Below are 25,514 nucleotides of genomic sequence, written 5' to 3' on the forward strand. Positions count from 1 at the left end.
GCAGGGCGATAACATGCCCTTCGTAAATGAAGGACTCAAGCAAGATGCGTGCTCGCCGCCCGTCTGGGGACGATGATTGCCAAGTATCGTCCGACTGCATCATGCGGGCGGCTTCTTGCGGGCAAGAGAATCAAATTTTGATCCTTGCCTTGCGGTGATCCGCCAATGCGTGAAGGTGAAACCGAGCTCGATATGGTCAGGCGGCACGTCGAGGAAGGTGCCCAGCACATCGCGCAGCAACGCGCCCTCATCGTTCACCTGCGGCGAGAGGATCTACCAACGAGCGAAGCGGAGGCGCTCCTGGTCCTCTTTGAAGACCTCCAGCGCCAGCATCAGGACCATCTTGCGCGGATCGAAGCGAGCGGCCGGGACGGGGCCGTTGAGGGTCGGTAGCGGCCCATCACAGGGTCAGACTGGTCGAATATCGACTCTGGCCGAGCGTCGGCGTCCGCTCCGGCTGGTTCCGGCGGTGTTCGTCCAGCTTCGCGATCGCCGACTCGGCCAGCGTCCGGGTGCGGGCCAGGTAGCGGTCCAGGATGCGTTGCGCGTGGGCCTGCGAGTGGCCGGTGATCGTCGCGGATCTCCGGCACGGTGCAGCCGGCCTCCGCCAGCATCGTCACCGCCGTGCCGCGCAGGTCGTGGAAGTGGAGCGCGGTGATGCCGGCGGCAGCGGCCGTCTCGGACCACGCCTCGTGGAAGCGCCGCTTCGCCCAGGGCGTGCCCGGGGCGTGACCAGGATCGTGGTCGCCCGGCGCGGGGCCGCCCGCCAAGGACGCGGCAAGCGCGCGGGCCGCCGGCACGTAGGCCAGCCAGGCGTCGATGTCGGGCCCGGTGCGGGCGAGCAGCCCCGGCCGGGATCGTGTCCCAGGGCGTGGTGTAGCGGAGGCTGGTCCACCACGATGACCGGCAGGGCCGGCCTGGAAGCGGTGGGCCGCAGACCGGCAGGCGCAGGCCGCGCTCGTCCGCAGGCGGCGATAGGGGACGGACGCAACGGCGTGACGGCGCGAGGAACGACCAAGCGTGCACTCTCGTCGCGAGCGCGGGAACAAGCCCTTTTTGCCAGATTATCCCGAAGTAAATCTCCGTTACATTGACTTTTCAGAGTTGAGTTTTTGCGCTAGGGCTGCCGAATGGCCCGCCGCGTGACCTATCAGATCTTTGACATGCCGGACGGGCGATTTTCCGTGACGGTGACTATCGAGCCGGACAAGACGATGGTCCGCACCGGCTTCGCGACCCAGGCTGACGCCGATGCCTGGGTCGAGGACTTGCGGCACATCATGGCCGCCCTCGGCGCACCCGTTGCCCTCGCCTTCCCCGACTATCCCGGATCGCTGCCTCTGAACGAGGTGCTGACCTTCATCCGGACGGCCCCCACGGAGGCCGACTGACCGCCCTCGGCCCGACCGGGGCGCGTGCTGCAGGAGGCGTTCGAGTGCCGGGCCGGGCCGCACCGATCGGGCTCGCCGGAAGGCGGCAACCGGGTCGATCCCACCATGGCGCACGAGCTGGCGATCCTGCCCGCCATCGAGGACGGGCGGCTGGTCGAGGGGCGGCTGGACAAGCTCCGCGAGGCGGTCGGCCATGTGGGAACGCGGATCCTGCACCGGGTCCTGGCCGAGGGGCGGGACGTCGCCGGGATCGCCCACGGACTCGGCCGCGGCGACGGGCGGGCGGCGCAGGATTGGCGCCGGGGCACCGGTCCGGGACCGGACGAAAGCCGTCTCGGCCCATGCCGGAGGGCGCGGATTGCCTTCCTGGCCCGCCGCCGCACCTCTGTGCCTCATGCCGATCACGCGGACCGACCTCACCGACCTCGCCAGCTTTCTCGCCATCGCGCGCCATCGCAGCTTCCGGCGCGCGGGTTTGGAGCTCGGCGTCAGCGCCTCCGCGCTGAGCCACGCCCTCCGGCAGATGGAGGCCCGCTTCGGCGTGCGCCTGATCAACCGCACCAGCCGAAGCGTGACCCTGACCTCGGCCGGCGAGGACCTCCTCGCCGTGCTGGACGCGCCCTTCCTGGCGATCGGCTCCGCGCTCGACGTGCTCAACCGGCACCGGGACCCGGGGGACGCCGCGGGGCGGATCCGTCTCAACGTGCTCGAACATGCCAGCACGCTTCTGCTCGCCCCGGTTCTCCCCGTCTTCCACACCCGCCATCCGCGGGTGGAGATCGACATCCGGGTGTCCAACGCCCTGCTCGACGTGGTGGAGGCCGGGGCCGATGCCGGCATCCGGTACGGCGGCACGGTGCCTCAGGACATGATCGCGCAACGCCTGTCGGCGGACCTGCGCTGGGTGGTGGTTGGCGCGCCCGCCTACCTGGAACGGCACGGGACGCCCGACCATCCGCAGGCGCTGTCGGCCCATCGGTGCCTGCGCATTCGCCTCGGCGACGAGAGCCTCTACCGGTGGGAGTTCGAGCGGGCCGGCGAGCCGCTCGCGCTCGACGTGCCCGGCGCCGTCACGCTCGACAACACGCAGTTCGCGCTCGCCCTCGCGGCGGCGGGCGGAGGACTGGCCTATCTCCCGGAACCCTGCGTCGCGCCGCTGGTCGCCGCCGGGATGCTGCGGATCGTGCTTGCGGAGTGGGCGCCGATGGGCGCCGGCTTCTACCTCTACTATCCCGGACGCCGCCAGCTGCCGACCGGCCTGCGGCTGCTCATCGACCTGATCCGCGAGGTGCAGCCCCTCGGCCTGTAGAGGCTCTCCCGTCCGACGATGAGCCGGGCTCATCGCTCCGTTGAGAGCCGGACGGCTGATCGGGACGGTGCGCAGCCGCTACGTCGGACGGACCGGCGAGCCGACCACTCGCCTCCAGCCCAGGCGGACGATCACCATGCCCCCAACATCCCGGTTCAGCGGAAAGGTCGCCTTCGTCACCGGTGCCGCCAGCGGCATCGGCCGCGCGGCCGCCCTCGCCTTCGCGGCCGAGGGCGCGCGCGTCGCCGTCACGGACCGGGCGGAGGCGCCGCTGGACCGGCTGCGGGCCGAGATCGAGACGGCCGGCGGCGAGGTGCTGGCGGCCCGCTGCGACGTGTCCCGGCCGGACGAGGTGGAAGCCGCGGTGGCGCGCACCGTCGCGCGGTTCGGCCGCCTCGATTGCGCCTTCAACAACGCCGGCGTCGAGAACACGGCAGCGCCCGTCCATGAGATCGCCCTCGACGAGTGGGACCGGATCCTCGACATCAACCTGCGCGGGACATTCGTGTGCATGAAGCACGAGATCGCGCAGATGCTGCGGCAGGGCGGCGGGGTCGTCGTCAACACCTCGTCCGGCGCGGGCATCAGAGGTGTTGCGGGCGGTGCGAGCTACGCCGCATCCAAGCACGCCCTCATCGGCCTCACCCGGTCCGCCGCCCTCGACTATGCGAAGGCGAATATCCGGGTGAACGCCGTCCTACCCGGGAACATCGAGACGCCGATGATGGACCGGTTCACCGGCGGCGACATCCAGAAGGCGATCGACCTGGAGCCGGTCGGACGCCTGGGCAAGCCCGAGGAGATCGCGGAGGCCGTGCTGTGGATGAGTTCGGACCTCGGTGCCTTCGTGACCGGTGCCGCGATCTCGGTCGATGGCGGCTGGTCCCTCTGAGGGCCGAACGCAGCGCAACGGAGGAACGAGCGTATGGACATCAAGCGCAGCGGTTCCCAGCCGTCCGGCCAGGGGCCGTCGGACTGGTTCACCGGCACCGTGCGGGTCGACCCGCTCATCACCGCGCCGGACCCGGCGCGGGTCGCCGGGGCGCACGTGACCTTCGAGCCCGGCGCCCGGACGGCCTGGCATACCCACCCGCTCGGCCAGACGCTGATCGTCACCTTCGGCCGGGGCCTGGTGCAGCGCGCGGGCGGCCCGATCGAGGAGATCTCCGCCGGCGACGTCGTCTGGTTCGAGCCGGGCGAAAAGCACTGGCACGGCGCGACGGCGACGACGGCACTGACGCATATCGCGATCCAGGAGCGGCAGGACGGCACCGCCGTGATGTGGCTGGAGCCCGTCACGGACGAGCAGTACCGCGGCGCGTGAGCCATCCCGGAGTGGCCGGCGGTCGACAGGCTTGCACTGCCGCCGTGAACGCGCCACGATCTCCACGCTCGAAGCGTGGCGCCCGCAGGCCGATCGCCTGGCGGGCGCTTCGCGCTTCCGGAGGCGGCCTTGCTCGATCCCCGCGTGGAGGCGCAGCCGCTCGCCACCGTCGCCGACCGCCTCGCGCCCTGCCATGGCAATCCCGCGCGCTTCCATGCCGAGAGGCACGCCCTGGTCGGCGACCTGCGCCGCGCCGCCCGCGGGCTGGAGCTGCTGGCCCGCTCCCGGGCCGCCCTCGCGGCCTCGGCCGGGCCGGCGCCGCACGGGCCATTCCGGCCCGGCCTGGTACGGCAGGACGGGCGTGTGGTGCCGGTCGAGGCCCGTCGCCGACGGTCCGGCGGACCGCGATGTCGCAGAGTCAAGAGTAACAGCTTGTGGCGGGCTGCCACAATTCGGGCAGGCAGATTGAAGCAAGAAAACAATGCGCCGATCCCGGCGTCTCGGGCGCCGTGCGGCCGACCGATCCGGCTTTGCCCGCCTGCTGGAACCGGCCGCGGCCCGCACGTTCACGGTGCTGCTGGTCACCCGCTTCGATCGCCTCGCCCGCGAGATCCGGTTTGCCGTCCCGACGGTCTCGGATCTCGCCGAGAGCCACGGGGTGGTGATCCGCTCCGTCAGCGAGCCGATCGACACCGCGACCCCGATGGGCCGCACCCTGTTCGCGATCCTCGCCGGCATGGCGGAGTCGGAACGCGACGTGACCCGACGATGATCGACGCGGGGATGACCCACGCCACGACGGCTGCCGCAGCCGTCGGCATTGCCGGGTCCCGGGTGGGCGCCTACCTGGCCACCGGCCTGACGATCCCGGCGACCCAGAGCTTCGTGCGCACGGAGGTGACGGGCGTGGCCGCCAAGATCGATGCCCTGGCCCTCGCCCAGCTCGAGCTCCAACGCGCCGCCATCCTGCCAACCCGGGTGCGGCACGGCACCGGGCTGGCCGTCGATCGCGCCTTGCGGGGCAAGGCCGACGTCACCTCCCGTGTCACGCTCGACCATCGCACGGCAGAGATCGGCGACGAGCTGGCGCGCCTCGATCGCGAGGACGAGGAGCTTCGCGTTCGTGCTGAACCGGATCGGCGCCACGTGGATGGGCGGGGTCGAATTCCACGTCTCGATGCGGCGCGACGCGGCGGAGGAGCCCGAGGCCCTGCGCCGGCTGCAGGAGGGGGCGATCGGTCATCCCGGCCGCATCCTGGCCCAGCAGCCCCGCACCGCGACGCTGCCGGCCGGACGCTGACGCCGCCGGTCGTCTGGCGGCGCTCCCATGGCGGCGCCGAAAGGCCGCGCCCCGGGCGCCGGAACCTCGGCCGGCCGCGGTCCGTTCCGGTTCATCTTCGCCATCAGGAGGCCTTCCATGCGCGCTCTCACGGTCCGGGTGTCCGTCGCGGCGGCCCTCGTCCTCGGGACGGCGGGCGCGGCGCTCGCCCGCAACAGCGATTCCGGCAGCGGGCTCTCGCCCTACGCGGCGCTGAGCGGCAACGACCGCTCGGCCGGCATCAACAACGGCAATTACCGCCAGCCGCGCTACGACCCCTATCTGCGCACCTATGGCCGCCCGCCGGCCGGCTACGGTTACGGCTACCGCCCGGCGCCGCCGCCCGCCTATTATGGCTACCCGTACTGAGGCGGCCACCGGGCGGCGCGACCCCTTGATCCGGCCGCCTTTCCCGGCGACCACCGCCCGGCGGGCCTGCCGCGCCGCCGGGAGACGACGATGCCGACACCCTTCCCCGCCCCGGACTTCCCCGCCCCGGACCTCCCCGCCCCGGAGGCCCGGGCATGATCCTGCCGCCGGCGACCCGTGCGCGCCTCGACGCCCTGCGCCGCGGCGACCTGGCCGGAGCCCGGGAGCTGCGGCTCCCCGGCGGGCCGGAGGGGCGCCTCTCCGAGGTGCCGCCCGAGATCCTTGGCCTCGCCGACACGCTCGAGTTCCTCGATCTCGGCCAGAACGACCTGACCGCCCTGCCCGCCGATTTCGGCCGCCTGCGCCGGCTCAAGGTGCTGTTCTGCTCCGGCAACCGCTTCGACCGGCTGCCGCCGGTCCTCGGCGATTGCGCCGCTTTGAGCCAGGTGGGGTTTCGCGGATCCGGCATCGCCGAGGTGCCGGCCGAATCCTTGGCCCCGGCCCTGCGCTGGCTCACCCTCACCGACAACCGCATCGCCTCCCTGCCCGAGGCGCTGGGCGCCCGGCCCCTGCTGCAGAAGCTGATGCTGGCGGGCAACCGCCTGCGGGCCCTGCCGGAGAGCCTGGGCCAAGCGCAGAACCTCGAGCTCCTGCGCATCGCCTCCAACGGGTTCGAGGCGCTGCCCGCCTGCCTGACCGCCCTGCCGCGCCTCGCCTGGCTGTCCTGGGCCGGCAACCCGTTCGAGGACCGGGCCGCGTCGTCCCCGGCCGCGGCGGCGCCCGCGGTCTTCTGGCGCGACCTCGCGCTCGGCCCGCTCCTCGGCGAGGGTGCCTCCGGGCGGGTGATGCGGGCGGCGTGGCGGCCGGCCGGCCGGGAACAAGGGCAAGATCAAGCGAGCCCAGGCGAGGGACGGCCCGTCGCCCTCAAGCTGTTCAAGGGCGCGATGACCAGCGACGGCCTGCCCGAGCGCGAGATGGCGGCCTGCCTCGCGGCGGGCGCGCATCCGCACCTCACCGGCGGCCTCGGCCGCCTCGCCGACCATCCGGACGGCACGCACGGGTTGCTGATGACCCTGCTGCCGGAGGGCTGGCGGGTCCTCGCCGGTCCGCCGAGCCTGGAGAGCTGCAGCCGCGACGTCTACGATCCGGGCCTGCGCCTGACGCAAGCGGCCGCCCTGCGGCTCGCCCGCGGGGTGGCGTCGGGCGCCGCCCACCTGCACGCGCGCGGCTTCGGCCATGGCGACCTCTACGCCCACAACGTCCTGTGGGACGGGAGCCGCGGCGAGGCGGTGCTGAGCGATTTCGGCGCGGCCTCCGCCCTGCCGCCGGGCCGCGAGGGCGCGTTCCTGGAACGGCTCGACGTGCGGGCCTTCGGGCTCCTCCTCGGGGAGCTGCGGGTGCTCGCCTCCCTCGCCCATCCGGCCCTCGACGCCCTGGCGGCGGCCTGCACCGGGCCCGATCCGGCGGCGCGGCCCGGCATGGCCGAGGTGCTGGACGTCCTCGACGCCATCATCGCGGAAACGGGGCCGGCCTGACCGGCCCCGAACCCGTCCTCAGCGGCTCTTCTTGTAGAGCTTGCTCGCGATCTCGAAGATCTCTTCCGGCTTGTAGTTCGGCGCGAAGGCGCCGTAATTGCCGTCCAGCTCCGGGATCTTGCCGCCCTCGGGCGCGCCGTCGACCACTTCGAGGTTGCCCGGCGGGTCGCCCGGCAGCGCCACCTCGTCGTTCGACCACACGCCGGCCGATTCCGGGTAATCCGGCGAGTTGAAGCGGTAGAGCCGCCGGTGGCTGCCCTCCTGCAGGTATTTCTGGCACTCGGGGATGCGGTCGAGATTGATGTTCGGGGTCGGCAGCATCTGCTCGATCGCCACGCCCGTGAGCTTCTTCAGCGCCAGCGCGTAGGCGTGGGCGTGCACCGAGCCGCGCACCAGGAGATAGCCGCAGACCTCGCGCCCCGTCGGGTCCTTCAGGGTCTCGTAGACGCGCAGCTTGTGGATGCGTGCGCCGCATTCGAGGTGGAAGTTGTGCAGGAGGTCGATGATGATGTTCCCGGTCGTGGTGACCATGTCCATGTTCCACGACGCGGCGTTCGAGTTCATCGGCATCGCGCCGCCGCCGTTGCTCAGGAAGCTGCCGGCGAGGCGGATGTCCTGCATGTCGTGGAACGGCGCCTTCGACACGTCGACGTCCGGCGTCGGATCGCCGGGGCCGTTATTGAGCATCGCCACGCCGGTCGAGACCAGCTCGACATGGCCGAGCTCCTCCATGAAGATGCTCGAGACCAGGCTGTAGAACGGCCGCAGCTTCGACTTGTCGCGAAAATTGAAGCTCTGGAACATGTAGTTGCCGAGCGTCGACATCTCGCCGTACTTGCCGCCGAGCAGCTCCTGCAGGGCGGCGGCGGCATTCGGGTCGGGCCTCTTGGGCTGCGGCAGCTCGGCCTGCAGGCGGTCGATCCTCATGAACATGGCACGGCACCTCTCGCTCGGGATAGTCCCCTGGAGTATCGATTTGATGCCTGCCGGGTTCCGCCGATCCGCACCGGGAGGGCGCATCGGTCGCAGGGGACGCCGCCCGGAGTGGCGCATCCGCGCCTCAGGAGTCCGGCGCGTGTGGGCAGCGTTGCGATGGGTCTTGACCGCGGCGCCCCGGCGGGCGCCCCTGGGCAATCGTCGCCCGAATCCCGGACGCCCAGAAACCGCACCCTATGGCCACCCCGATCGATACCGGCACCATCCTGAGCCTGCTGCGCCGCGCGACCGAGACGGTGCGCGCCTCCACCGCCCGCGCCGCCGCCGCCGAGGCCCGGGCCGACCGGCTCAGCCGCGAGGTCGGCGCCCTGCTCGGCCGGGTCGAGGAGGCGTTGCAGGCCGCCGCGGAGGAGGCGCAAGAGGCCCGGCAGGAGGCGCAAGAGGCCCGGCAGGAGGCGGCCGAGGCCCACAAGGCCGCCGCTGAGGCGCAGGGTCAGGCCGGCGCGGCCGAGGCCCGATTGTCCGCCGAGCGGGCCCGGCTGCGGCGGCTGGAGGAGCGCCTGGCCGAGGTGATGGCCGACACCCGCGCTGCCCGCGAGGCCGCTGCGGCGGCCGAGGCCGCCCGCGAGGCGGCGGAGCTGCGCCTCAGCCGCATCCGCGCGGCGCTCATCGACGAGGCGGCGGTGGTGCCCGAGGCGGAACGGCCGGCGGCCCTGCACTGACGGCACTGACTACCGCAGCGCCTTCGGACGGACTCGTTCGAAGGCGCTGGCTCGGCCCGAACGGGCGCCGGCGCTGATACGACAGCGCGATGGTATGACGCGGGCCGGGGCCGGCGTCGTCCAGGCGGACTTGCGTTGGCAAGCCAACGCGTCGTCCGCCTGAATTCTCGTTCTGTCGCAGATTGGCCTCGCAGAGCCGGCAACCGCCGCCGCGAGATCCGCTTGGTCCCGACGCCCCTCACCCCGCCTTCGACAACGGATCCGCGATACTCTCCAGCGACTTCCCCTCCGCATCGATCCCCAGCTTCCACTCCGTCACCGCGGCGAGGACCAGGAGCAGGGCCGCCCCCGCATAGCCCCCGGCCAGCGCCCAGTGCTGGCCGGATTCGATCAGGTGGGTGAAGAGCCACGGCGCCATCACGCCGCCGGCGCCGGTGCCGAGCGCGTAGAACACCGCGATGGCGAGCGCCCGGGTCTCGAGCGGGAAGATCTCGCTCGCCGTGAGGTAGGCCGAGCTCGCGGCCGCCGAGGCGACGAAGAAGATCGCGATCCAGGCGAAGGTCTGGGTCCAGGCGGTGAACAGGTCGAGGCCGAACACGATCGCGGTCGCCGTGAGCAGCAGGCCGCTCAAGCCGAAGGTGCCGGCGATCATCCGGCGCCGGCCGATCGTGTCGAAGAAGTGGCCGAGCAGCACGGGACCCAAAAAGTTGCCGACGGCGAGCGGCACCAGGAACACGCCGGCCCGGTTCTCCGGCACGCCGTAGAACTTCGCCAGGACCAGCCCGTAGGTGAAGAACACCGCGTTGAACAGGAAGGCCTGGGCGATCATCAGCACCAGAGCCAGGACGCTGCGGCCGCGGTGCTTGTGCACCATCGCGTCGAAGATCTCGCCGAAGCCGAAGCTCTTCTTGGGGTGCACCTCCAGGATGCCGTCGGCCTTCGGGAGCGTCTGGCCGGTCTCGGCCTCGACCGTGCGCTCGATCTCCGCCACCGTGCGCTCGGCCTCCTCCTCGCGGCCGTGGGTGACGAGCCAGCGCGGGCTCTCGGGTACGTAGCGGCGCAGGAAGAGGATGCCGAGGCCGAGCACGCCGCCGATGCCGAAGCCGAGGCGCCAGCCGAAATCCGGGTCGAGCAGGTTGGGATCGAGGAGCAGCAGCGAGGCGCCTGCGCCGGCCGCGGCGCCGAGCCAGAAGCTGCCGTTGACGATGAGGTCGACCCGGCCGCGATACTTGGCGGGGATCAGCTCGTCGATCGCCGAGTTGATCGCCGCGTACTCGCCGCCGATGCCGAGCCCGGTGACGAGGCGGAACAGCGCGAAGCTCCAGAAATCCCAGGCGAGCGCGCTGGCGATGACGCCCCCGACATAGATCATCAGCGTGGCGTAGAAGACGAGACGGCGCCCGAACCGGTCGGTGAGCCAGCCGAAGATCAGGGCGCCGACGACGGCGCCGACGACGTAGAACGAGGCCGCCCCGCCGATCTGCTGGATCGTGAGGCCGAGCGCCCGCTTGTCCTGCAGCACCGGGCCGATCGCCCCGACGATGGTGACCTCGAGCCCGTCGAGCACCCAGGTGATGCCGAGGGCGACGACGAGCAGCAGGTGGAAGCGGCTCCAGGGCAGCCGGTCCATCCGGGCCGGCACGTCGCTGCGCACCACGCCCGTTCCGGCTTTCCGCGCCGTTCCCGCTGCTGCTGCCACGTTTCACGCTCCCGATTCGTCCGTGGCTCACTCAAACCGCAGCGGAGCCGTTGCGTTCCTCGCCCTCCTCCCGCACACCGACGGGAATCCGCCGCCGCGCCGCCCATGCTCCGCATCGAGTCCCTCCGCCGCGACCGTTTCGGGCCCTTCGACCTCGTGCTGGCCGCAGGCGAGGCCTGCGCGGTCACCGGCCCGTCGGGGGCGGGCAAGAGCGTGCTGCTGCGCATGATCGCCGATCTCGACCCGTCCGAGGGCCGGGTCAGCCTCGACGGGATCGACCGGGAGGCGATGCCGGCGCCGCTCTGGCGCCGACAGGTGACCTACCTCGCCGCTGAAGCAGGATGGTGGGCCGAGGGCGTGGCCGAGCATTTTTCCGCCGACGCGCCCGCCCGCCTCGCCCCGGAGCGGGCGGCCCTGCTCCTGCCGCCGGAGGTGTTTGGCTGGCCGGTGGCGCGGCTCTCCACCGGCGAGCGCCAGCGCCTCGCCTTGCTGCGGGCGCTCGCCGGCGGGCCGCGCGTGCTGCTCCTCGACGAGCCGACCGCCTCCCTCGATCCCGAGAGCGTGCGGGGCGCCGAGGCGGTGATCGAGGCGCGCCGCGCCGCCGGGCTCATCGTCGTCCTCGTCTCCCACGATCCCGCCCAGGTGGCGCGCCTGACCACCCGCCGGCTCGCCGTGGCGGGCGGACGCCCCGCATGATCAAACCTGAATGATCCCGCCGCCCAGCCCCCTGATCCCTGGCCCTCTCGATCTCGCCCTCGGGGCCGGCTTCGTCCTCGTCAATGCCGCCTTGTCGGCGGCCCTGGGCTTGGGGCTCGCCCGCACGATCCTGGTGGCGGCCTGCCGGCTGGTGGCGCAGCTCACCCTGGTCGGGCTGGCGTTGCGCACGGTGTTCGGCCTCGGGGCACCGGGGCCGGTGGTCGGGGTGGTCGCCGTGATGGCGCTCGCCGCCGCCTACGAGATCGGCGCCCGGCAGGAGCGGCCCTTGCGGGGCCCGTGGCGCTATGCGCTCGGCGGCGCGGTGGGCGCGGGGGCGACGGTGGTCGCCGTCATGGTCGGCCTCGCGGCCTTGCGCCCGCATCCGTGGTGGGATCCGCACGCGCTGATCCCGCTCGCCGGCATCGTGCTGGGTTCGGTGATGAGCGGGATCGCGATCGGGCTCAACGGCTTCACCGGGGCGGTGCGGCGCGAGCGGGGGGGACTCGAGGCGCGCCTGGCTTTGGGCGCCACGCGGGACGAGGCGCTGGCGCCGCTCACCCGCAGCGCGATCCGGGCCGGGCTGATCCCGGTGCTCAACCAGATGGCGGCGGCGGGGCTGATCACCCTGCCGGGGATGATGACCGGCCAGATCCTCGCCGGGCAGGACCCGCAGGGGGCGGCCGCGTCACAGATCCTGATCCTGTTCCTGCTGGCGGGAGCGAGCGGCCTCGGGGTGACGGGGGCGGTCCTCGCCGCGTCGCGCCGGCTCACCGATGCGCGCCATCGCCTGCGGCTCGACCGGCTGGCGTGAGGGCCGGGCGGTCGTGTTCCAGGCCCGCGGCGGGGCGGTATCAGCCCGGGCTGCGGCCGGTCTCGGCGGCGGCGACGCGGCAGATGTTGCGGGCGGGGCCGAGCTCGGCGAGCGGGGTCTGCTGGGTGTTGCGTGCGACCCGGACCGGGTGCGAGGTCCAGCGGGCGCTGCCGGCCGAGCCGGACTGGAGCTGGGCGAGCTGGGTCGCGGCGGTCGGGGCCCGGCGCGGCGTCGCGCCCTCGCGGTCGTACCAGGGGCGCTTCTCGTAGAAGGCGTTGCCGCCGGCCAAAGCCACGTAATGCATGTTGCGGTAGGAGAAGGTGTAGCCGGCGGTGTGGAAGAACATCGCGCCGCCGACCTTCTCGTGGCGCTCGCCGGCGAGGATCGCGTCGGCGATCCGCTCGGCCTTGTCGCGTTCCTTGTCGCGCATCGGCTTGTGCAGGACGCCGGCGGCGAACTGGCGCTTCTGGCCGACGACGCCGCAGATCGAGTTCGGGTAGGCCGGGGCTTCCAGCCGGTTCATCACCACGGTGCCGACCGCGAGCAGGCCCTCCTCGCTCGAGCGGTTGGACTCGAAGTACATGGCGCGGGCGAGGCAGTCCCGGTCGGCGCTGGTGACGGCGGCGAGCTGCTTGCGGTCCGGAAGGCTTCCCGTCGTGTCGACCCCGGCCGGCATCAGGCTGCAGGCGCCGAGATGCGGCGCCGTGGCGAGAACCGCCAGCGCGGCGGTGATGGGGAAAGTCCGGTTCCGCGTCATGCAGGCCCCTCTCGTGCATTGCCGGGCACGGCCGGTATGGCCGCGCTCGCGGTCAAGCTCGGGGCGGAATGTGGCGAAGGCGGGGCACGGATACGGTTCGTAAACCAATCATCCAGCGTGGCAGTCAGATACAAGCGACGTGATGCAAACGGGAAACACCGCCGGCTCACGGTCGCAACGCTGCGCCACGGACCCCGGAACGGCGGCGCGATCACGGCCCGATCATGGCCAGTCGAGGGCAGCGCGGCCGTGGCGAGACGACGAGGCGGGCGCGGAATCGCCCCGGCTCCCGCAGTCCCGTGCGGGTCTCGCGGGCCTTGCCCGGCCGCCCGGATCTACCGACGACAGGGGCACGAAGTCGAGACCGGCCGGCGACACCTCGCGCCGCAATCCCATGTCGCGTAGCAACCTGTCGTCGAGATCGGACAACCTCGCGTGATCGCGGCGCTGACGCAGGTGTCGCGCCAGGCGGCCCTCGCCGGGCGGGCCGCCCCCGGGGGCGCCTGGGCGGCCGAGAGCGAGGAGGCGGCGAATCAGCGGCAGCATGGCGGACGGTTCCGGTGGGGACGGAACGATCCTCGCCCGCCGGCCGGGCCCCGTGCTTCGGCCGCGGCCGAAGCGGCCGACACCATGCTTCGGCCGCGGCCGAAGCGTCCGGTCCCGCCGTGCTCTACAAGGGAGAGCCGGGAGGAGCCCGCCCAAGGAGTCGACCCAAGGAGGCCATTATGGTGACCGTCGCCGCCTTTGCCCGCATCGCCGCCCTGGTGGGCGATCCGGCCCGTGCCGGCATGCTGACGGTGCTGATGGACGGCCGCGCCCTCACCGCGGCGGAACTCGCCCGCGCTGCCGGCGTCACGCCGCAGACCGCGAGCGGCCACCTCGCGCAGCTCGCGGAGGCCGGCCTCCTGACGGTCGCGCGCCAGGGCCGCCACCGCTACCACCGCCTCGCCTCCCCGGCGGTGGCGCGGATGCTGGAGGGCGTGATGGTGGTGGCGGCCGGCACGACGGCCCCTGCCCGGCCGCCCTCGGTGCGCCCCGTCGGCCCCCGGGACGCCGCCCTGCGCGAGGCCCGGACCTGCTACGATCACCTCGCCGGCCGCCTCGCCGTCGCGATGGCGGAATCCCTCGTGGCGCGCGGCGCGGTCGAGCTCGGCGAGGATGGCGGCGCCCTCACGCCGGCGGGCGAGACTTTCCTGCGCGGGATCGGGGTCGATCTCGCCGCGGCGTCCCAGACACGTCACCCTCGCCGGCGGGTGTTCTGCCGCCCCTGCCTCGACTGGAGCGAGCGCCGGCCCCACATCGCCGGCGCCCTCGGGGCGGCCCTGCTGACGACCTGTCTCGACCGGGGCTGGCTGCGCCGGAGCGAGGGCAGCCGGGCTGTCGCGGTGACGCCCGGCGGCCGCCTCGCCCTGCGGCAGGCCTTCGGCTACGGGCAGGGTTGCGCCTGCGACGACGCGGCGTGACCGTCACGCCGCCGGCAGGGCCTCGCCCGCCGCCGCAGGGGAGTCCCGCGGCACCGAGGGATCGCCCCGCGGCGCCGAGGGATCGCCCCGCGGCGCCAAGGGACCGTCGAGGGGAACGTTGCCGCGGCCGGTGCGGCGGCGCTCCGTCGCCTCCTGCATGAGGATGTGCGCGTATTCCGTCAGGGTCTCGCCGAGATCGGCCAGGGTGTCGGCGGTGGTCTCCTGGACGTTGGTGGCGTGGCAGGCCACGTCCACCAGGCCCTCCATCAGGCCGACGATCTCGGTCAGCGCCCGGACCAGGGGCGGCAGGATGTCGGCCATCTCGTCGATCGTCGGCGGGGTGCGGTGGGTCATGATCTCTCTCGCTGTCTCTTGTGCTGTCTCTCGCGCGATGTCGCGCGCTGTTCCGGGGGCGGCCATGTCAGGCCGTCAGGTAGGTCGGCGCGGTGGGGGCCAGGACCGAGGCCCGGGTGCCCCGGATCTCCTGCAGCTTGCGCAGGGTGCGGCCGTCGAAGCGGGCCTCCACCGCGATGATCCGCTCCCCGTCGATGTCCGCCGGCACGCCGAGCGGCACCGCCCGGAAATGCAGCTGGAGGACGTGGAGCAGGTAGAGGATCGGCATCTGGGCGAGGAAGCACGTCACCCCGTTCTCCAGGCCCCACTCGACGATGCCGGTCATCACCTCGAGGGTGACCGGGTGGTTCTTGCCCCGGGTGCGGTGGCTCGGCGCCACCGCCTGGCGGGTCCATTCCCAGATCTGCGGGCCGGACGGCCGGTCGCCCTCGCACAATTCCGGCAGCACGTCCGAGAGCAGGTGCGGCCGGGTCGTCGGCAGGAGCCGGCTGTAGCCGATCACCTGGCCGCTCTCGATCGCCAGGAAATGGGCGGCGTGGGCGGTGTCGAACTGGTCGATCTCCCGCCCGTCCGGGCGGCGCAGGGCATTCCACCCCTTCTCCTCGACGAAGACCCGGTGACGCAGACGCCAGACCTCCTCCATCTCGGCGGCGTAGCGATCCTGGTTGGCGGCGGTGACGACGTGGATCATGGACGCAGGCTCCTTGTCTCGGAACCTTTCTCCGTGCTCTGACAGCACAACCGTACTGGGGAATTCCCTAGGAACGCCGTCCTGGGCGGGGCAAGGGGCGCGACGAGGCGTGATCCGCGCCGGCCCGCCGCCCGTCCGGCCCGGCAATCCGTCGCTACGCGAACCGGAAGGCCAGGCTTTGTGTTGACCCGCCGGAAAGAGCCGGAGAGGTCGAATGTCGATGCCGTTGACCCGCACCGTCGCCCTGGCGGCGGCCGTCGTGCTTCTGGGGTCCGTCGGGCGGGCGGGTGCGCAAGGAAGTGGCCAAGGGAGCCAGCAAGGGACCGAGCGGCAGCGCCTGGCCTGCATGACCGACGCCATGACGCTGTGCGCGAGCGACGTGCCCAACACGCGGCGCATCGAGGCCTGCCTGCGCCGGAACTATGCCAGCATCAGCCCACCCTGCCAGGGAGAGCTCGATGCCGCCCGCGGCGCCGCGGGCGGATCCAACGCCGCCCCGTCGTACCGCTGATCCCGCTCTCGGCAGAATCCTGCGCCCTCGTCCGGGTCGTCCCGCCGGCGAGGGATCGGTAGCGAGGCTTCGGCCCCCGGGCTAAGCTCGGGCGGCGCGGCGCCGGCGGGATCAACCTGCCGTCGACCGCGCGAACGGGAGGACGCTCATGGTGGGGACGGAGAATTGCTCGCGGCGGGTCCTGCTGGCCGGCCTGACGGCGGGTCTGGCGATGCCGGCCCTGGCGGCCGGAACGGGGACGGCGCAGGCCGCGGACGAGAGCGAGGCGGTGGCCCGCCAGCTCGAGGCCCTGCGGGTCGCGATCGTGGAGGGCGACGCCAAGGCGCTCGACGCCCTCACCCATCCGCAGATGAGCTACGGCCATTCCAGCGGCCGCAAGATCGAGACCAAGGCGCAGTTCATCGCCAGCCTCGCCGGCAAGACCAACTACAAGTCGCTGACCTTCTCCGAGCAGTGGATCCAGGTCGTCGGCGACACCGCCATGGTCCGCCACGTCTGGGACGGCGCCGACATCCTGCCCAGCGGCGAGACCGGCCGCTCCTACATCGCGGTGATGCAGGTCTGGCTCAAGGACGGGGGACAGTGGCGGCTGCTCGCCCGGCAGAGCTGCCCGCTCAAGCCCGCCTGATCGCCGGACGGGAGGCTCCGGGGCCGGGACCGCCCGGCAAGATCATCCGGCAAGATCATCCGGCAAGATCGCCCGGCAAGATCAACCGGAACGACGGCCAAGCTCGGGCGTTTTCGCTCGCCGCACCGACCCTCGGTTGCGGCGAAGCGGGAGCGTGGGCGGTGCGGTCCGACCGGCAGGTGAGCACGATCCGGCTGGTGGTCGAGGCCGTCCGCCTCGCCAGCAGCCTGGCCGTCAAGGAGATCACGCTGTTCTCCGACGAGGTCGACCGGATCGTCGGGGTCGTCTCGGGCTGGACCCTGTGGGGCGGCGCGATCCTGCTCCTCGCCTGCGTCAGCGGCTTCCTGCTGCTGATGGCCCTGGTGAAGGGCCTCGGGGCGCTGATCGGCTCGGAGGCGATCGCCGCGGTGATCGGGGCGGCGCCCTTCGCGCTCGCGGCCGTCCTGCTGACGCTGTGGGGTCTGCGCAAGATGGACCTGCGGCGGTAGGTTCAAGCGGGGCGCGGCGGCCGCCGGCAGGGCAGGATCCATCCTTCCAGAGGGGGATCGCGCACCCAGCCGAGGTCATGCGCGGCGAGCATGGCCGTCACGCGAGGCGTCCGGTTGCCCTGTGCGGTGCAGCATGAGAAAACGTTTTCGCACCGCAGCGATGGCGTCGCGGCGGTGCAGCCCTCTTTGGGCGTTTCCTCCCTAGACTTCGGGCCGCCTCGCAAGGGCGGCCTTTTTTCTGTTCGGTCGGGGTCATACCGGGCCGCGCCGCGTCCGACAAGCACAATCGTGCCGATGCGGCGGCGAGTGGAACGATCTTGCAGGACGCGATCTTGCAGGGCGCGATCTTGCGGGACGCGCCGGCAGGGCCGGCGTCCCGCGGGCCCGGGCGTCGGGATGCGCCGGCACGGATGTCCCGGCCGCACCCCGTCTTGCAGGTCGCCCTATTGCGCCAGGAAGGCCGCGATGTTGCGGCGGATGCGGGCGAGCGGCGGCTCGCTCGTGTCCGGCAGGGCGAAACGCTCGCCCGTGATGGTCTCGAAGGCGCTGACATAGGTGGCGGCGGTGCGCAGGACCACCTCGGGCGGGATCTCCGGGACGGGATCGCGGTAGGGGTCGCAGCGGGCCGCGACCCAGTTGCGGACCACGTCCTTGTCGAAGCTCTCCGGCAGGGTGCCGGCCGCCAGATGCTCTGGATAGTTCTGCGCGAACCAGTAGCGGCTGCTGTCGGGGGTGTGGATCTCGTCGGCGAGCACGATCCGCCCGTCGGCATCGGTCCCGAACTCGTACTTGGTGTCGGCGAGGATCAGGCCGCGCTCGGCCGCCATCGCCTGGCCGCGGGCGAACAGCGCCAGGGCCGCCTCCGACAGGGTGCGCCACTGCGCCTGCGTCAGGAGCCCCCGCTCCAAAATCTCGGCCGCGGAGAGCGGCGCGTCGTGGTCGCCGTGGCCGGCCTTGGTGGTGGGGGTGATGATCGGTTGCGGCAGTGCCTCGTGCGGGCGCATCCCGTCGGGCAGGCGGTGGCCGTACATCTCGCGCTGGCCGGCCTTGTAGAGGGTCAGGATCGAGGTCCCGGTGCTGCCGGCGAGGTAGCCGCGCACCACGATCTCGACCGGCAGGATGGCGAGCCGCCGGCCCACCACCACGTTCGGGTCGGGATAGGCGAGCACGTGGTTGTCGCAGATGTCCCGCGTCTTCTCGAACCAGTAGCGCGCGGTCTGGGTCAGGACCTGGCCCTTGAGCGGGATCGCCGCCAGCTCCCGGTCGAAGGCGCTTAAGCGGTCGCTGGTGATCAGGATGCGCCGGCCGTCGGGGAGGTCATAATTGTCCCGCACCTTGCCGCGGTAATGCCCGGGCAGTTCCGGCAGGGTCGCCTCCGGCAGGACGTAGTCGGAAAAGGGCGCGAGCTCGGCCGCCTGCATGATCACACTCCGCTATCCGCGCCCTTGGGACCCTCGCGCGCTGCGCTCCTGCCTATCGCCGGTGCCGGGCCGCGATCAAGCCGCCGGCGCGCGGGCGGTCCTCTACCAGTAGAGCTGCGCCCGCCCGATGAACGCATCCGCGTCGATCGTCCGGCGGTTGAAGTTCAGGCTCGCCGGCGAGGGCGAGGTGTGGGAGCGGACGTAGTCGAACACGAAGCGGATGTTGCGGTCCGGGTACCAGTTGATGCCGGCGGTGAAGTCCTGCTCGATGCCGCCGCGGATGCTGCGGTCCTCGAGATCGATGGCGCTGTAGCGCAGGCCCAGTTCGAACACGCCGGTGCCGCCGCGGCTGACCCGCTGCGCCTCCTCGACCTGCACCCCGCCGAACACCGCGTATTCGGTGGCGTAGTTCGGCGCGATCACGTAGCGCCGGCCCTTGCCGTTGAGGAGGAGGCCGGCCTGGACGTAGCCGCCCTGGAAGCTCAAGGACGGCGCGCCGCCGAAGCGGCCGATCTCGGTCAGGATGTACTCCGCCTGGAGCCGGAACGGCCCGGTCTGCCAGGCCGCCTCCAGGCCGACGCGGCCGATGCTCGCCGCGTCGCGGATGCTGCCGGTATTGACGAATTGCCGCGCGAACAGGAACGCCTCGGAGCGGTTCGACAGGGTGAGCGCGCTGCCGTCGTTCGGCAGCGAGCGGTAGCTGCCGGCGAGCCCGACATGCAGGACGTCGTACCCGTCCTTGCTCAGGTAGGGTGCGTAGGTGACCCGGGTGGTCGAGGCGATGCCCTGGTCGCCGATGGCGGCGTTGTTGATGTTGCCGCCGAACACGCTCGTCACCGCGGTCCAGTTTTCGCCGTGGGTGCCGATGGCGAGGCCGACATTGCGCGCCGGCGCGAAGGCGTCGGCGAGCGAGCGCTCGGTGAACAGGGTGTTGTTGTCCGAGATCAGCTGGTTGAGGCTGAACGGCTCCTTCATGTTGCCGATGGCGACGATGACGTCCTTGAAGCCCTTGTAGGCGACGACCGCGTCCTGGATGGGCCGGCTCGGATCGGCGAAATCGTACTGGAAGGCGAGTTCGAGTTCCTTGCCCAGCGTCAGGTAGCTCTCGATCCAGGAGCGGCGCACGGCGATCGGCGTATCGAACACCGTGCCGAAGCCGCGCTGCTGCACCCGCCCGGTGCCGAAATCGAGCTGCAGGCGCCCGCCGATCCGCAGGGTCGCGGCATCGTCGGGAAACTTCAGGGTGATGCCCTTCTCGTCGATGGTCAGGCGTTCGCCGAAGGGGCCCGGCGGCCCCTCGATCGCGGCGGCGGGCAGGCTGACGGATGCGAGCAGGAGGGCGGCGAGCGGCCAGGATGAGCGCGAAGGCGTGCAGGTGCGGTGCGACATGTCCGGGTCCTCGCGGCAGCGGCGCGCGACGCTGCCTGTTATTCCATGACGATGCTGCGACCTTTGGCAGGGCCGGCCCCGTTCACCGGTCGGTGTGACGTCGCCGCCACGCTGACGCGATGTCGAACCGTCGCGTCACCTCCGGGTTGTGTCGGGGACGACCGAGGACCCTGCATGCCCCCCGCCATCGACCGCCGCACCTGCCTGTCCGGCCTCGCCGCCTTCGCGCTGACGACGCATGTCGCCAAGGCCCAGTCCGGTCAAGCCCAGAACAGCCAAGCCCGGACCGCTCAAGCCGGCCGCTCCGACACCCTCCTGGTGATGGAGAAGGGCGACCACGCACTGAGCTTCTACGAACTCGCCAGCGGCCGGCGCACCGGCCGGGTCGAGCTGCCGGGAGAGTACCCGCACGAATTCGCCGTCGACCGGGCCGGGGCCCGCGCCTACGTCGCCCTCTACGGCGCCAAGTCCTCGACCACGCCGGGTCCGGGAGGCGATGCGGTCTACGTCGTCGATCTGGCCGCGCGGAGCCTCGCCCGCACCATCGCCTGCGCGCCGTTCCGGCGCCTGCACGGGCTGCGCCTGGACGCCAGGGACCGGCTGTTCGTGCTGAGCGAGGATCGCGACGTGCTCCTCGGCTTCGACGCGCCGGAGCGGGCCGAACGGCCGGACCGGGCAATGGGGACCGGTGGCATCAAGGGCCACCTCTTCTCCCTGTCGCGGGACGGCGAGACGGCGTACGTCGCCAACATCCTGTCGAACACCGTGAGCCGGGTCAGGCCCTTCGCGCCGGCCGAGTCGCCCCGCATCGCCGCGACCGGGCTGTGGCCGGAGGGCAACGCGCTCTCCCCCGACGAGGCGACCCTCTACGTCGCCAACCGCCGCAGCGCGACCCTCACGGCGCTCGCCACCGAGGCGATGACGGTGACCCGCACCATCCCGACCCGGGGCGACGTGGTGCGGGTCGATTGCGGGCCGGAGGGCGACCTGATCCTGGCGAACTACGGCGAGAAGAGCCTGTCGCTCCTCGATCCCGCGCTCAAGGAGACGGCGACCGTCCCGCTCGGGGCCGCGCCGGTGGCGCTCGTCCGCCATCCGTCGAGTCCGCTCGCCTTCGCGGCCCTGGAGGACGACCGGATCGCGGTCGTCGACCTCGACGGGCGACGCGTCCAGGGCACTCTCGCCACCGGGCGCGAGCCGGACGTGATGGTGCTGCTGCCCGGGTGACACCGGGGGCCGGGAGGCCCCCGATCGGGATCAGGCCGCCCGCATCGGCCGCTTCGGCGGCTCGAACACCGTGGCATAGTGGGTGCGGCACCAGCGCTTGCCGGTGAGCACCCGGCAGCCGCAGACGCGCTTCGACTCGATCCCCGTGCCGTCGCCGTCGGCCCAGAGCGGGAAGGTGCAGTCGAGCAGGCCGGCCTTCAGGAACAGCACCCCGTCGCCGCCATCGGCCGCGGCCGCCGGCACCCGGCGGGACATCGGCAGCGCGACGACGCTGCCCTCGGCCGCCTCGACCGGCGCGGGGACGGACATCTCCGGCTCGGGAACCGCCACCGCCTGGACAATCGGGGCGACCGGACGGGCGGGCGCCTCGACGGCCCGCGCCGCCGCGGGCTGAAGTGCCGCCGGCCGGGCCGCCGGAGCGGCCTTCGCGGCGGGGGCCGCCTTGCGGGACGGCGCCGAGTTGGCGGCCAGGAACGCCCGGGTGGCCTCCTCGAGGGCGCGCGCGCTCATCACCGGCGCCTCGGCGCGGGGTGCGGGCGACGCGACCACTGGCCTGGCGACCGGCTTCTCGGCCGGCTTCTCGGCCATCCTGGCGACCGGCGCGGGGTCCGGCTTGGCGGGCGCGGGCTTGGCCGGAACCGCCTTGGTTGCCACCTTCACGGGAGCGGGCTTGGCGGCGACGGGAGCGGTCTCCGCGGTCAGGATCCGGGAAGGCAGGATCCTGGGGGCCGGCGCCTTCGGCGCCTCGACCTTGGCCGGCTCAATCTTGGCCGGCTCGACCTTGGCAACGACCTGCGCCGGTTCGGCCCTCGCGGGCTCGACCCGGGCGACCGGCTCGACCTTGGCGGGGGCGGCAGGCTTCGCGGCCTTCTCCGCCGCCTTGGCCTGCTGCCGCGCCAGGGCGGCCTGCGCCACGCGGCCGATCACATCGGCGACCGTCGTGCCGATCTCGCCGGCGATCTCCGCCGGGTCACGTCCCTCGATCCACAGCGCGACCGCCTTCTCGGTCGCCTCCGCCGTCCACACCGCGTCGTTCATTTCCAAAGGGGCTCTGTTCCAGGTCGATTCGGAAAGGCGGGATATACGGTGAGTCTGGTCACCAAGTCCCTTCTCTTGACGCAGGGGTGGGCTGCGACCGATCGCCTGCCCGCGCCGTACAAGGCCACGCTCTCGCCTCAAACCGGCGCGCGGGCCGATTCGGGGCCCGGATTCGCCTCAGCCGCGCCGCGCCGCGTCCTTGGCCTTCATCGCCTGCGCGGCGCGGGCATAGCCCCCATCCTCGCCGTCGACGAAGTGGACGTGGTCGCGCAACGCCGCGACCGGGGTGATGCAGGTGGTGAGCGCCGCGGCCTGGCGGTGCAGGCCGAACCGCACCAGCCCCGCCGCCTCGGCCGCCTCCAGCCGCGCCTCGATCCGTGCCGCGAGGTCGGGCCCGCAATCGACGGTCATGCGCAGGCCGTCGTCGTATTTCCGGAAATCGGCGTTCGCCACCAGCTCGTCGAGGTAGCGGGGCGGCGAGAAGCCGCCGACGCGCAACCGCAAGCGGAAGATCAGGTGGGCGACGAGCGTCGCCCCGAGGACGTGAAGGCGGCGCAGAGTGAGGGAGCCCCACAGGGGACCGCGCGCCCGGACCTCGTGGGCGAAGCCCGGCGGCGGCCAATGCAGGGCCGGTCCGCCGGGCGGCAGGGGATGCCCGCGGGCCGGCGCCTCGGCGGCGAGCCGCACCACGTCGGCGATCGCCGCCCGCGCGGCGTCCCGGTCGGCGCCCTCGGCCGCGACCACCAGGATCGACAGGATCAGGCCGTGGCGCGCCTTCGCCGGCTCGAACCGGCAGGTCAGCCCGGTGAGGTCCGGCTGCGTGCCCGCGGGCGCCGCTGCGACGGCGTAGAGCCCCTGCTTGAGGGCGCGCTCCGCGAAGGCGAGGCCGCCGCCCATGAACATCGCGTAGGCGACGTCCGGCGAGGGCGCGTAGCGGGCCACCTCGACCGCGTGGCCGGCCGCACGGATCGCCGCCACCGGCACCAGGGCGGCGCGCAAGGCGAGCCCCATCGCGTCGCGGGACCACGTCACCGTCGCGGCGAGGGCGTCCCGCGCCGCCTCTTCCTCGTCGGGCGCCACCAGCACGCTCGCCCCGTCGCCCCCGAACACGAAGGGCAGGTCGCGCCGCCCGAGGGCATTGCGCAGGGCCGCGATCACCGCGGCGCCGACGAAGTTCACCGCCCGGTAGCGCCCCGCCGCGATGGCGCCCGTCGAATCGACCACGTCGGTCACCGCCACCCACCACCCCTCCGGAACGGCGCGGTAGAGCGCGTCGTCGAGGATGCTGAGGAAGTCGGTCGCCGGGGTCAGGTCCGCGTAGCGGAAGCCGGGGGGCTCCGCGGGGGTGATCGTCTCCATCCGTCCCAAACGTTCGGCGATGCGGTGCCGGTTCCTCGGAGCTCAGGCGTGGCGGGGTGAGGCGGGTGGGTGCTGGCAGTCCGTCGGAACGAAGAGCGCGGTCCCCTCTCCTTCACCTTGCATCGATCCCAGGCTTGCCCGGGATCGCCTGGAGACGGGATCTCGCGCCTCGTTCGACGAGGTGAAGCGGTGTCGGTCCTACGCCATCCCCAGCGCCTGCATGTACAGCTCCAGGATCGCCTCTTCCTCCTGGCGCTCCGAATGGTCCTTCTTGCGCAGGCGCAGGATGGTGCGCACCGCCTTGACGTCGAAGCCGCGGCCCTTGAGCTCCAGCATCACGTCCTTGATGTCGCCCTGGAGGCCGGCCTTCTCCTCCTCCAGGCGCTCGATGCGCTCGATGAACTGCTTGAGCTCCTCGGCGGCGACGCCCGACGAGGCGACGTCGGCGTCCGGCATGCTGTGCGCGTTCATTCACGGTCTCCTGGCCGATGGGTTGTCGTGCCGCCGCGGGCGGACGCGGCCATCAGGCACCCCAACCCACTGACGGATGGCGGCCTTCGCGGCTCGCCCTCCCGGATCTTGATAGATGCGCAACCTTACCGAGTCCTTGCGCCGCCGGATTCGGGGCGCCGCGATCCGTCAGCGCTTCGCCGTCCGTCGATGCAGGCGGATCCCTCAATGCTTCTCCGCCCACGGTCGCGCGGGCGGTCCTTCAGTGCCTCTCCGCCTGCGGTCGCGCGGGCGGTCCTTCAGTGCTTCTCCGCCTGCGGTCGCGCGGGCGGTCCTTCAGTGCTTCTCCGCCTGCGGTCGCGCGGGCGGTCCTTCAGTGCTTCTCCGCCTGCGCCGCGAAGGCGGACGCCTGCTCGGGGGTCGCCTCGCTCTGGTGGCGCGCCTTCCACTCGTCGTAGGGCATGCCGTAGACGTGCTCGCGGCTCTGGTCCTTGGTGAGGGCTAAGCCGCGCTGGTCGGCCGCGTCCTTGAGCCAGTTCGACAGGCAGTTGCGGCAGAAGCCGGCGAGGTTCATCAGGTCTATGTTCTGCACGTCGGTGCGCCCCTGGAGGTGCGACACCAGGCGGCGGAAGACCGCGGCCTCGAGCTCGGTGCGGGTGGTCTCGTCGATGCCGTCCATCGGGAATCCCCTTACAAAAAATCCTGAACCGTGAGGTGGGGAGCGGTCGTCCGCCCGGTCAAGCGCGGGCGACCAACGGACCCAGCAGCGCGGCGAATCGCGCGGCCCACTCCTCCGCCCCGGCCGCATCGCCGATCAGGTCCTGGCGGATCTCGATCAGGGCGTTGGGCAGCCCCCGCGCCATGGCGTGGCGGTCGATCGTGTCGCCGGGCAGGCCGCCGCCATAGGGCTGGTTGTCGCCGACGGTGAAGCCGGCAGGATCCGCCCGCAGGCCTTCGATCAGCGGACGGGCGAGGCGGTCGTCCCGGTCCCACAGGATGCCGACCTGCCAGGGCCGCGCCACCCCGCGCCAGGCCGGGGTGAAGCTGTGCACGGTCACGATGGCGGGCGGCGCGCCTGCGGCAAACGCGGCGTCCACGCCTGCGTCGATCGCCTGGTCGTAGGGATCGTAGAAGCGCGCCAGCCGCTCCGCGATCCCCTCCGGCCCGATCCGGGCATTGCCCGGCACGATCGCCCCGTCCGAGAGGCGCATCACCAGGGTCGGGTCGGTGCGGCCGCGATTGGGATCGATGATGAGGCGCGAGAAGGTGGTCAGCAGCGCCGGCGCCCCGAGCCGGCGGGCGAGCGCGCGCGTCACCGCCGCCGCCCCGATGTCGTAGGCGATGTGCCGCTCGAAATGCGGCGCCGCGACCCCGAGGTTGTCGAGGTCCGGCGGCACCGCGTTCGAGGCGTGGTCGCAGAGGAGCAGCAATCCGCAGGCCGGATCGCCGGGGATCGTCTCGACGGGCTGGGGCGGGTGGGGAGAGGGGACGGCGGTCATCGGGGGTCTTGTGAGGCTGAGTGTCGGGATGCGGTCGCGTCGGCTTCCTCCCCCATACCCAAATGGCGGGGCCGGCTCCATCCGCTCCGCACGGTGACGCCGGGCGCGACTTGCCATAGTGGGATTCCC

The 25,514-nt window shown here is 72.4% G+C and carries 30 protein-coding genes; 17 read left to right on the forward strand and 13 right to left on the reverse strand.

Annotated features, from left to right (window positions below):
- Nucleotides 1–99: 99 nt before the first annotated feature.
- Nucleotides 100–240 carry a hypothetical protein gene (locus tag DA075_RS36465; protein WP_164712240.1) on the reverse strand — a complete coding sequence of 47 codons (141 nt, stop codon included), beginning with the start codon at nt 238–240 and terminating at the stop codon, nt 100–102.
- A 351-nt stretch (nt 241–591) separates the two neighbouring features.
- Between DA075_RS36465 and DA075_RS36470 the strand changes: the two genes are divergently transcribed.
- From DA075_RS36470 to DA075_RS07595, 9 genes are all read left to right on the forward strand, one after another.
- On the forward strand, nt 592–732 hold the full coding sequence (locus DA075_RS36470) for a hypothetical protein (RefSeq protein WP_164712241.1): 141 nt from the start codon (nt 592–594) through the stop codon (nt 730–732).
- Nucleotides 733–1,130: 398 nt separating this feature from the next.
- A complete protein-coding gene (locus tag DA075_RS07565; RefSeq protein ID WP_099952681.1) occupies nt 1,131–1,391 on the forward strand; it encodes a hypothetical protein in 261 nt (86 codons plus the stop codon).
- Nucleotides 1,392–1,785: 394 nt separating this feature from the next.
- Nucleotides 1,786–2,700 (forward strand): LysR family transcriptional regulator, encoded by a 915-nt coding sequence (locus tag DA075_RS07570; protein WP_099952682.1) that lies wholly within the window; start codon nt 1,786–1,788, stop codon nt 2,698–2,700.
- Nucleotides 2,701–2,836: 136 nt separating this feature from the next.
- Nucleotides 2,837–3,592 carry a glucose 1-dehydrogenase gene (locus DA075_RS07575; RefSeq protein ID WP_099956476.1) on the forward strand — a complete coding sequence of 252 codons (756 nt, stop codon included), beginning with the start codon at nt 2,837–2,839 and terminating at the stop codon, nt 3,590–3,592.
- A 33-nt stretch (nt 3,593–3,625) separates the two neighbouring features.
- On the forward strand, nt 3,626–4,024 hold the full coding sequence (locus DA075_RS07580; protein ID WP_099952683.1) for a (R)-mandelonitrile lyase: 399 nt from the start codon (nt 3,626–3,628) through the stop codon (nt 4,022–4,024).
- A gap of 481 nt (nt 4,025–4,505) precedes the next feature.
- On the forward strand, nt 4,506–4,796 hold the full coding sequence (locus tag DA075_RS07585) for a recombinase family protein (protein ID WP_244936529.1): 291 nt from the start codon (nt 4,506–4,508) through the stop codon (nt 4,794–4,796).
- Between the two features lie 351 nt (nt 4,797–5,147).
- Nucleotides 5,148–5,324 (forward strand): hypothetical protein, encoded by a 177-nt coding sequence (locus DA075_RS36475; protein ID WP_164712242.1) that lies wholly within the window; start codon nt 5,148–5,150, stop codon nt 5,322–5,324.
- Between the two features lie 117 nt (nt 5,325–5,441).
- Nucleotides 5,442–5,711, forward strand: a complete 270-nt coding sequence (locus DA075_RS07590; protein WP_099956477.1) for a hypothetical protein — start codon at nt 5,442–5,444, stop codon at nt 5,709–5,711.
- A 155-nt stretch (nt 5,712–5,866) separates the two neighbouring features.
- Nucleotides 5,867–7,246: a leucine-rich repeat-containing protein kinase family protein gene (locus DA075_RS07595; RefSeq protein WP_099952684.1), complete on the forward strand. Its 1,380-nt coding sequence runs from the start codon at nt 5,867–5,869 to the stop codon at nt 7,244–7,246.
- An 18-nt stretch (nt 7,247–7,264) separates the two neighbouring features.
- Here DA075_RS07595 and DA075_RS07600 read toward each other — a convergent pair whose 3' ends face one another.
- Nucleotides 7,265–8,179: a manganese catalase family protein gene (locus DA075_RS07600; RefSeq protein WP_099952685.1), complete on the reverse strand. Its 915-nt coding sequence runs from the start codon at nt 8,177–8,179 to the stop codon at nt 7,265–7,267.
- Between the two features lie 239 nt (nt 8,180–8,418).
- On the opposite strand from DA075_RS07600, the gene DA075_RS07605 reads away from it, so the two are divergent.
- Nucleotides 8,419–8,904, forward strand: coding sequence for a hypothetical protein (locus tag DA075_RS07605; protein WP_099952686.1), 486 nt, complete (start codon nt 8,419–8,421; stop codon nt 8,902–8,904).
- Nucleotides 8,905–9,142: 238 nt separating this feature from the next.
- Here the strand turns inward: DA075_RS07605 and DA075_RS07610 are convergent, their stop codons facing one another.
- A complete protein-coding gene (locus tag DA075_RS07610) occupies nt 9,143–10,534 on the reverse strand; it encodes an MFS transporter (protein ID WP_099956478.1) in 1,392 nt (463 codons plus the stop codon).
- 174 nt (nt 10,535–10,708) lie between these two features.
- Here DA075_RS07610 and DA075_RS07615 point away from each other — a divergent pair, with 174 nt between their 5' ends.
- Complete coding sequence (locus DA075_RS07615; protein WP_099952687.1) at nt 10,709–11,299, forward strand: ABC transporter ATP-binding protein; 591 nt, start codon at nt 10,709–10,711, stop codon at nt 11,297–11,299.
- A 10-nt stretch (nt 11,300–11,309) separates the two neighbouring features.
- Complete coding sequence (locus tag DA075_RS07620; RefSeq protein WP_099952688.1) at nt 11,310–12,110, forward strand: ABC transporter permease; 801 nt, start codon at nt 11,310–11,312, stop codon at nt 12,108–12,110.
- 40 nt (nt 12,111–12,150) lie between these two features.
- On the opposite strand, the gene DA075_RS07625 is transcribed toward DA075_RS07620, so the two are convergent.
- Nucleotides 12,151–12,867, reverse strand: a complete 717-nt coding sequence (locus DA075_RS07625; protein WP_099952689.1) for a cell wall hydrolase — start codon at nt 12,865–12,867, stop codon at nt 12,151–12,153.
- Nucleotides 12,868–13,592: 725 nt separating this feature from the next.
- Here DA075_RS07625 and DA075_RS07630 point away from each other — a divergent pair.
- Nucleotides 13,593–14,330 carry an ArsR/SmtB family transcription factor gene (locus tag DA075_RS07630; RefSeq protein ID WP_099952690.1) on the forward strand — a complete coding sequence of 246 codons (738 nt, stop codon included), beginning with the start codon at nt 13,593–13,595 and terminating at the stop codon, nt 14,328–14,330.
- A gap of 3 nt (nt 14,331–14,333) precedes the next feature.
- On the opposite strand, the gene DA075_RS07635 is transcribed toward DA075_RS07630, so the two are convergent.
- Nucleotides 14,334–14,684 carry a hypothetical protein gene (locus DA075_RS07635; RefSeq protein ID WP_099952691.1) on the reverse strand — a complete coding sequence of 117 codons (351 nt, stop codon included), beginning with the start codon at nt 14,682–14,684 and terminating at the stop codon, nt 14,334–14,336.
- A gap of 67 nt (nt 14,685–14,751) precedes the next feature.
- A complete protein-coding gene (locus tag DA075_RS07640; RefSeq protein ID WP_099952692.1) occupies nt 14,752–15,375 on the reverse strand; it encodes an acyl-homoserine-lactone synthase in 624 nt (207 codons plus the stop codon).
- Between the two features lie 214 nt (nt 15,376–15,589).
- On the opposite strand from DA075_RS07640, the gene DA075_RS07645 reads away from it, so the two are divergent.
- The 3 genes from DA075_RS07645 to DA075_RS07655 all read left to right on the forward strand — a co-directional run bounded on the left by DA075_RS07645 (nt 15,590) and on the right by DA075_RS07655 (nt 17,002).
- Nucleotides 15,590–15,886 carry a hypothetical protein gene (locus DA075_RS07645; RefSeq protein WP_099952693.1) on the forward strand — a complete coding sequence of 99 codons (297 nt, stop codon included), beginning with the start codon at nt 15,590–15,592 and terminating at the stop codon, nt 15,884–15,886.
- Between the two features lie 148 nt (nt 15,887–16,034).
- Nucleotides 16,035–16,514: a nuclear transport factor 2 family protein gene (locus tag DA075_RS07650; RefSeq protein ID WP_099952694.1), complete on the forward strand. Its 480-nt coding sequence runs from the start codon at nt 16,035–16,037 to the stop codon at nt 16,512–16,514.
- Nucleotides 16,515–16,675: 161 nt separating this feature from the next.
- Complete coding sequence (locus tag DA075_RS07655) at nt 16,676–17,002, forward strand: phage holin family protein (RefSeq protein ID WP_244936530.1); 327 nt, start codon at nt 16,676–16,678, stop codon at nt 17,000–17,002.
- Nucleotides 17,003–17,445: 443 nt separating this feature from the next.
- Here the strand turns inward: DA075_RS07655 and DA075_RS07660 are convergent, their stop codons facing one another.
- Together DA075_RS07660 and DA075_RS07665 are read right to left on the reverse strand one after the other, a co-directional pair.
- Complete coding sequence (locus DA075_RS07660; protein ID WP_099956480.1) at nt 17,446–18,423, reverse strand: phosphoribosylaminoimidazolesuccinocarboxamide synthase; 978 nt, start codon at nt 18,421–18,423, stop codon at nt 17,446–17,448.
- 102 nt (nt 18,424–18,525) lie between these two features.
- Nucleotides 18,526–19,812, reverse strand: coding sequence for an OprO/OprP family phosphate-selective porin (locus DA075_RS07665; protein WP_099952695.1), 1,287 nt, complete (start codon nt 19,810–19,812; stop codon nt 18,526–18,528).
- 174 nt (nt 19,813–19,986) lie between these two features.
- On the opposite strand from DA075_RS07665, the gene DA075_RS07670 reads away from it, so the two are divergent.
- Nucleotides 19,987–21,039: a YncE family protein gene (locus DA075_RS07670; protein ID WP_099952696.1), complete on the forward strand. Its 1,053-nt coding sequence runs from the start codon at nt 19,987–19,989 to the stop codon at nt 21,037–21,039.
- A gap of 30 nt (nt 21,040–21,069) precedes the next feature.
- On the opposite strand, the gene DA075_RS07675 is transcribed toward DA075_RS07670, so the two are convergent.
- From DA075_RS07675 to DA075_RS07695, 5 genes are all read right to left on the reverse strand, one after another.
- Entirely contained in the window at nt 21,070–22,077 is a 1,008-nt protein-coding gene (locus DA075_RS07675) for a hypothetical protein (RefSeq protein ID WP_099952697.1), read from the reverse strand.
- A gap of 177 nt (nt 22,078–22,254) precedes the next feature.
- Nucleotides 22,255–23,436 carry a DUF3095 domain-containing protein gene (locus tag DA075_RS07680; protein ID WP_099952698.1) on the reverse strand — a complete coding sequence of 394 codons (1,182 nt, stop codon included), beginning with the start codon at nt 23,434–23,436 and terminating at the stop codon, nt 22,255–22,257.
- 198 nt (nt 23,437–23,634) lie between these two features.
- Nucleotides 23,635–23,892, reverse strand: coding sequence for a DUF2312 domain-containing protein (locus DA075_RS07685; RefSeq protein WP_236012505.1), 258 nt, complete (start codon nt 23,890–23,892; stop codon nt 23,635–23,637).
- A 367-nt stretch (nt 23,893–24,259) separates the two neighbouring features.
- Complete coding sequence (locus tag DA075_RS07690; protein WP_099952699.1) at nt 24,260–24,565, reverse strand: DUF1244 domain-containing protein; 306 nt, start codon at nt 24,563–24,565, stop codon at nt 24,260–24,262.
- A gap of 58 nt (nt 24,566–24,623) precedes the next feature.
- Nucleotides 24,624–25,385, reverse strand: a complete 762-nt coding sequence (locus tag DA075_RS07695; RefSeq protein WP_099952700.1) for an N-formylglutamate amidohydrolase — start codon at nt 25,383–25,385, stop codon at nt 24,624–24,626.
- Between the last annotated feature and the right edge of the window lie 129 nt (nt 25,386–25,514).

Source organism: Methylobacterium currus (assembly GCF_003058325.1).
In the GTDB taxonomy this organism is placed as follows: Bacteria; Pseudomonadota; Alphaproteobacteria; order Rhizobiales; family Beijerinckiaceae; genus Methylobacterium; species Methylobacterium currus.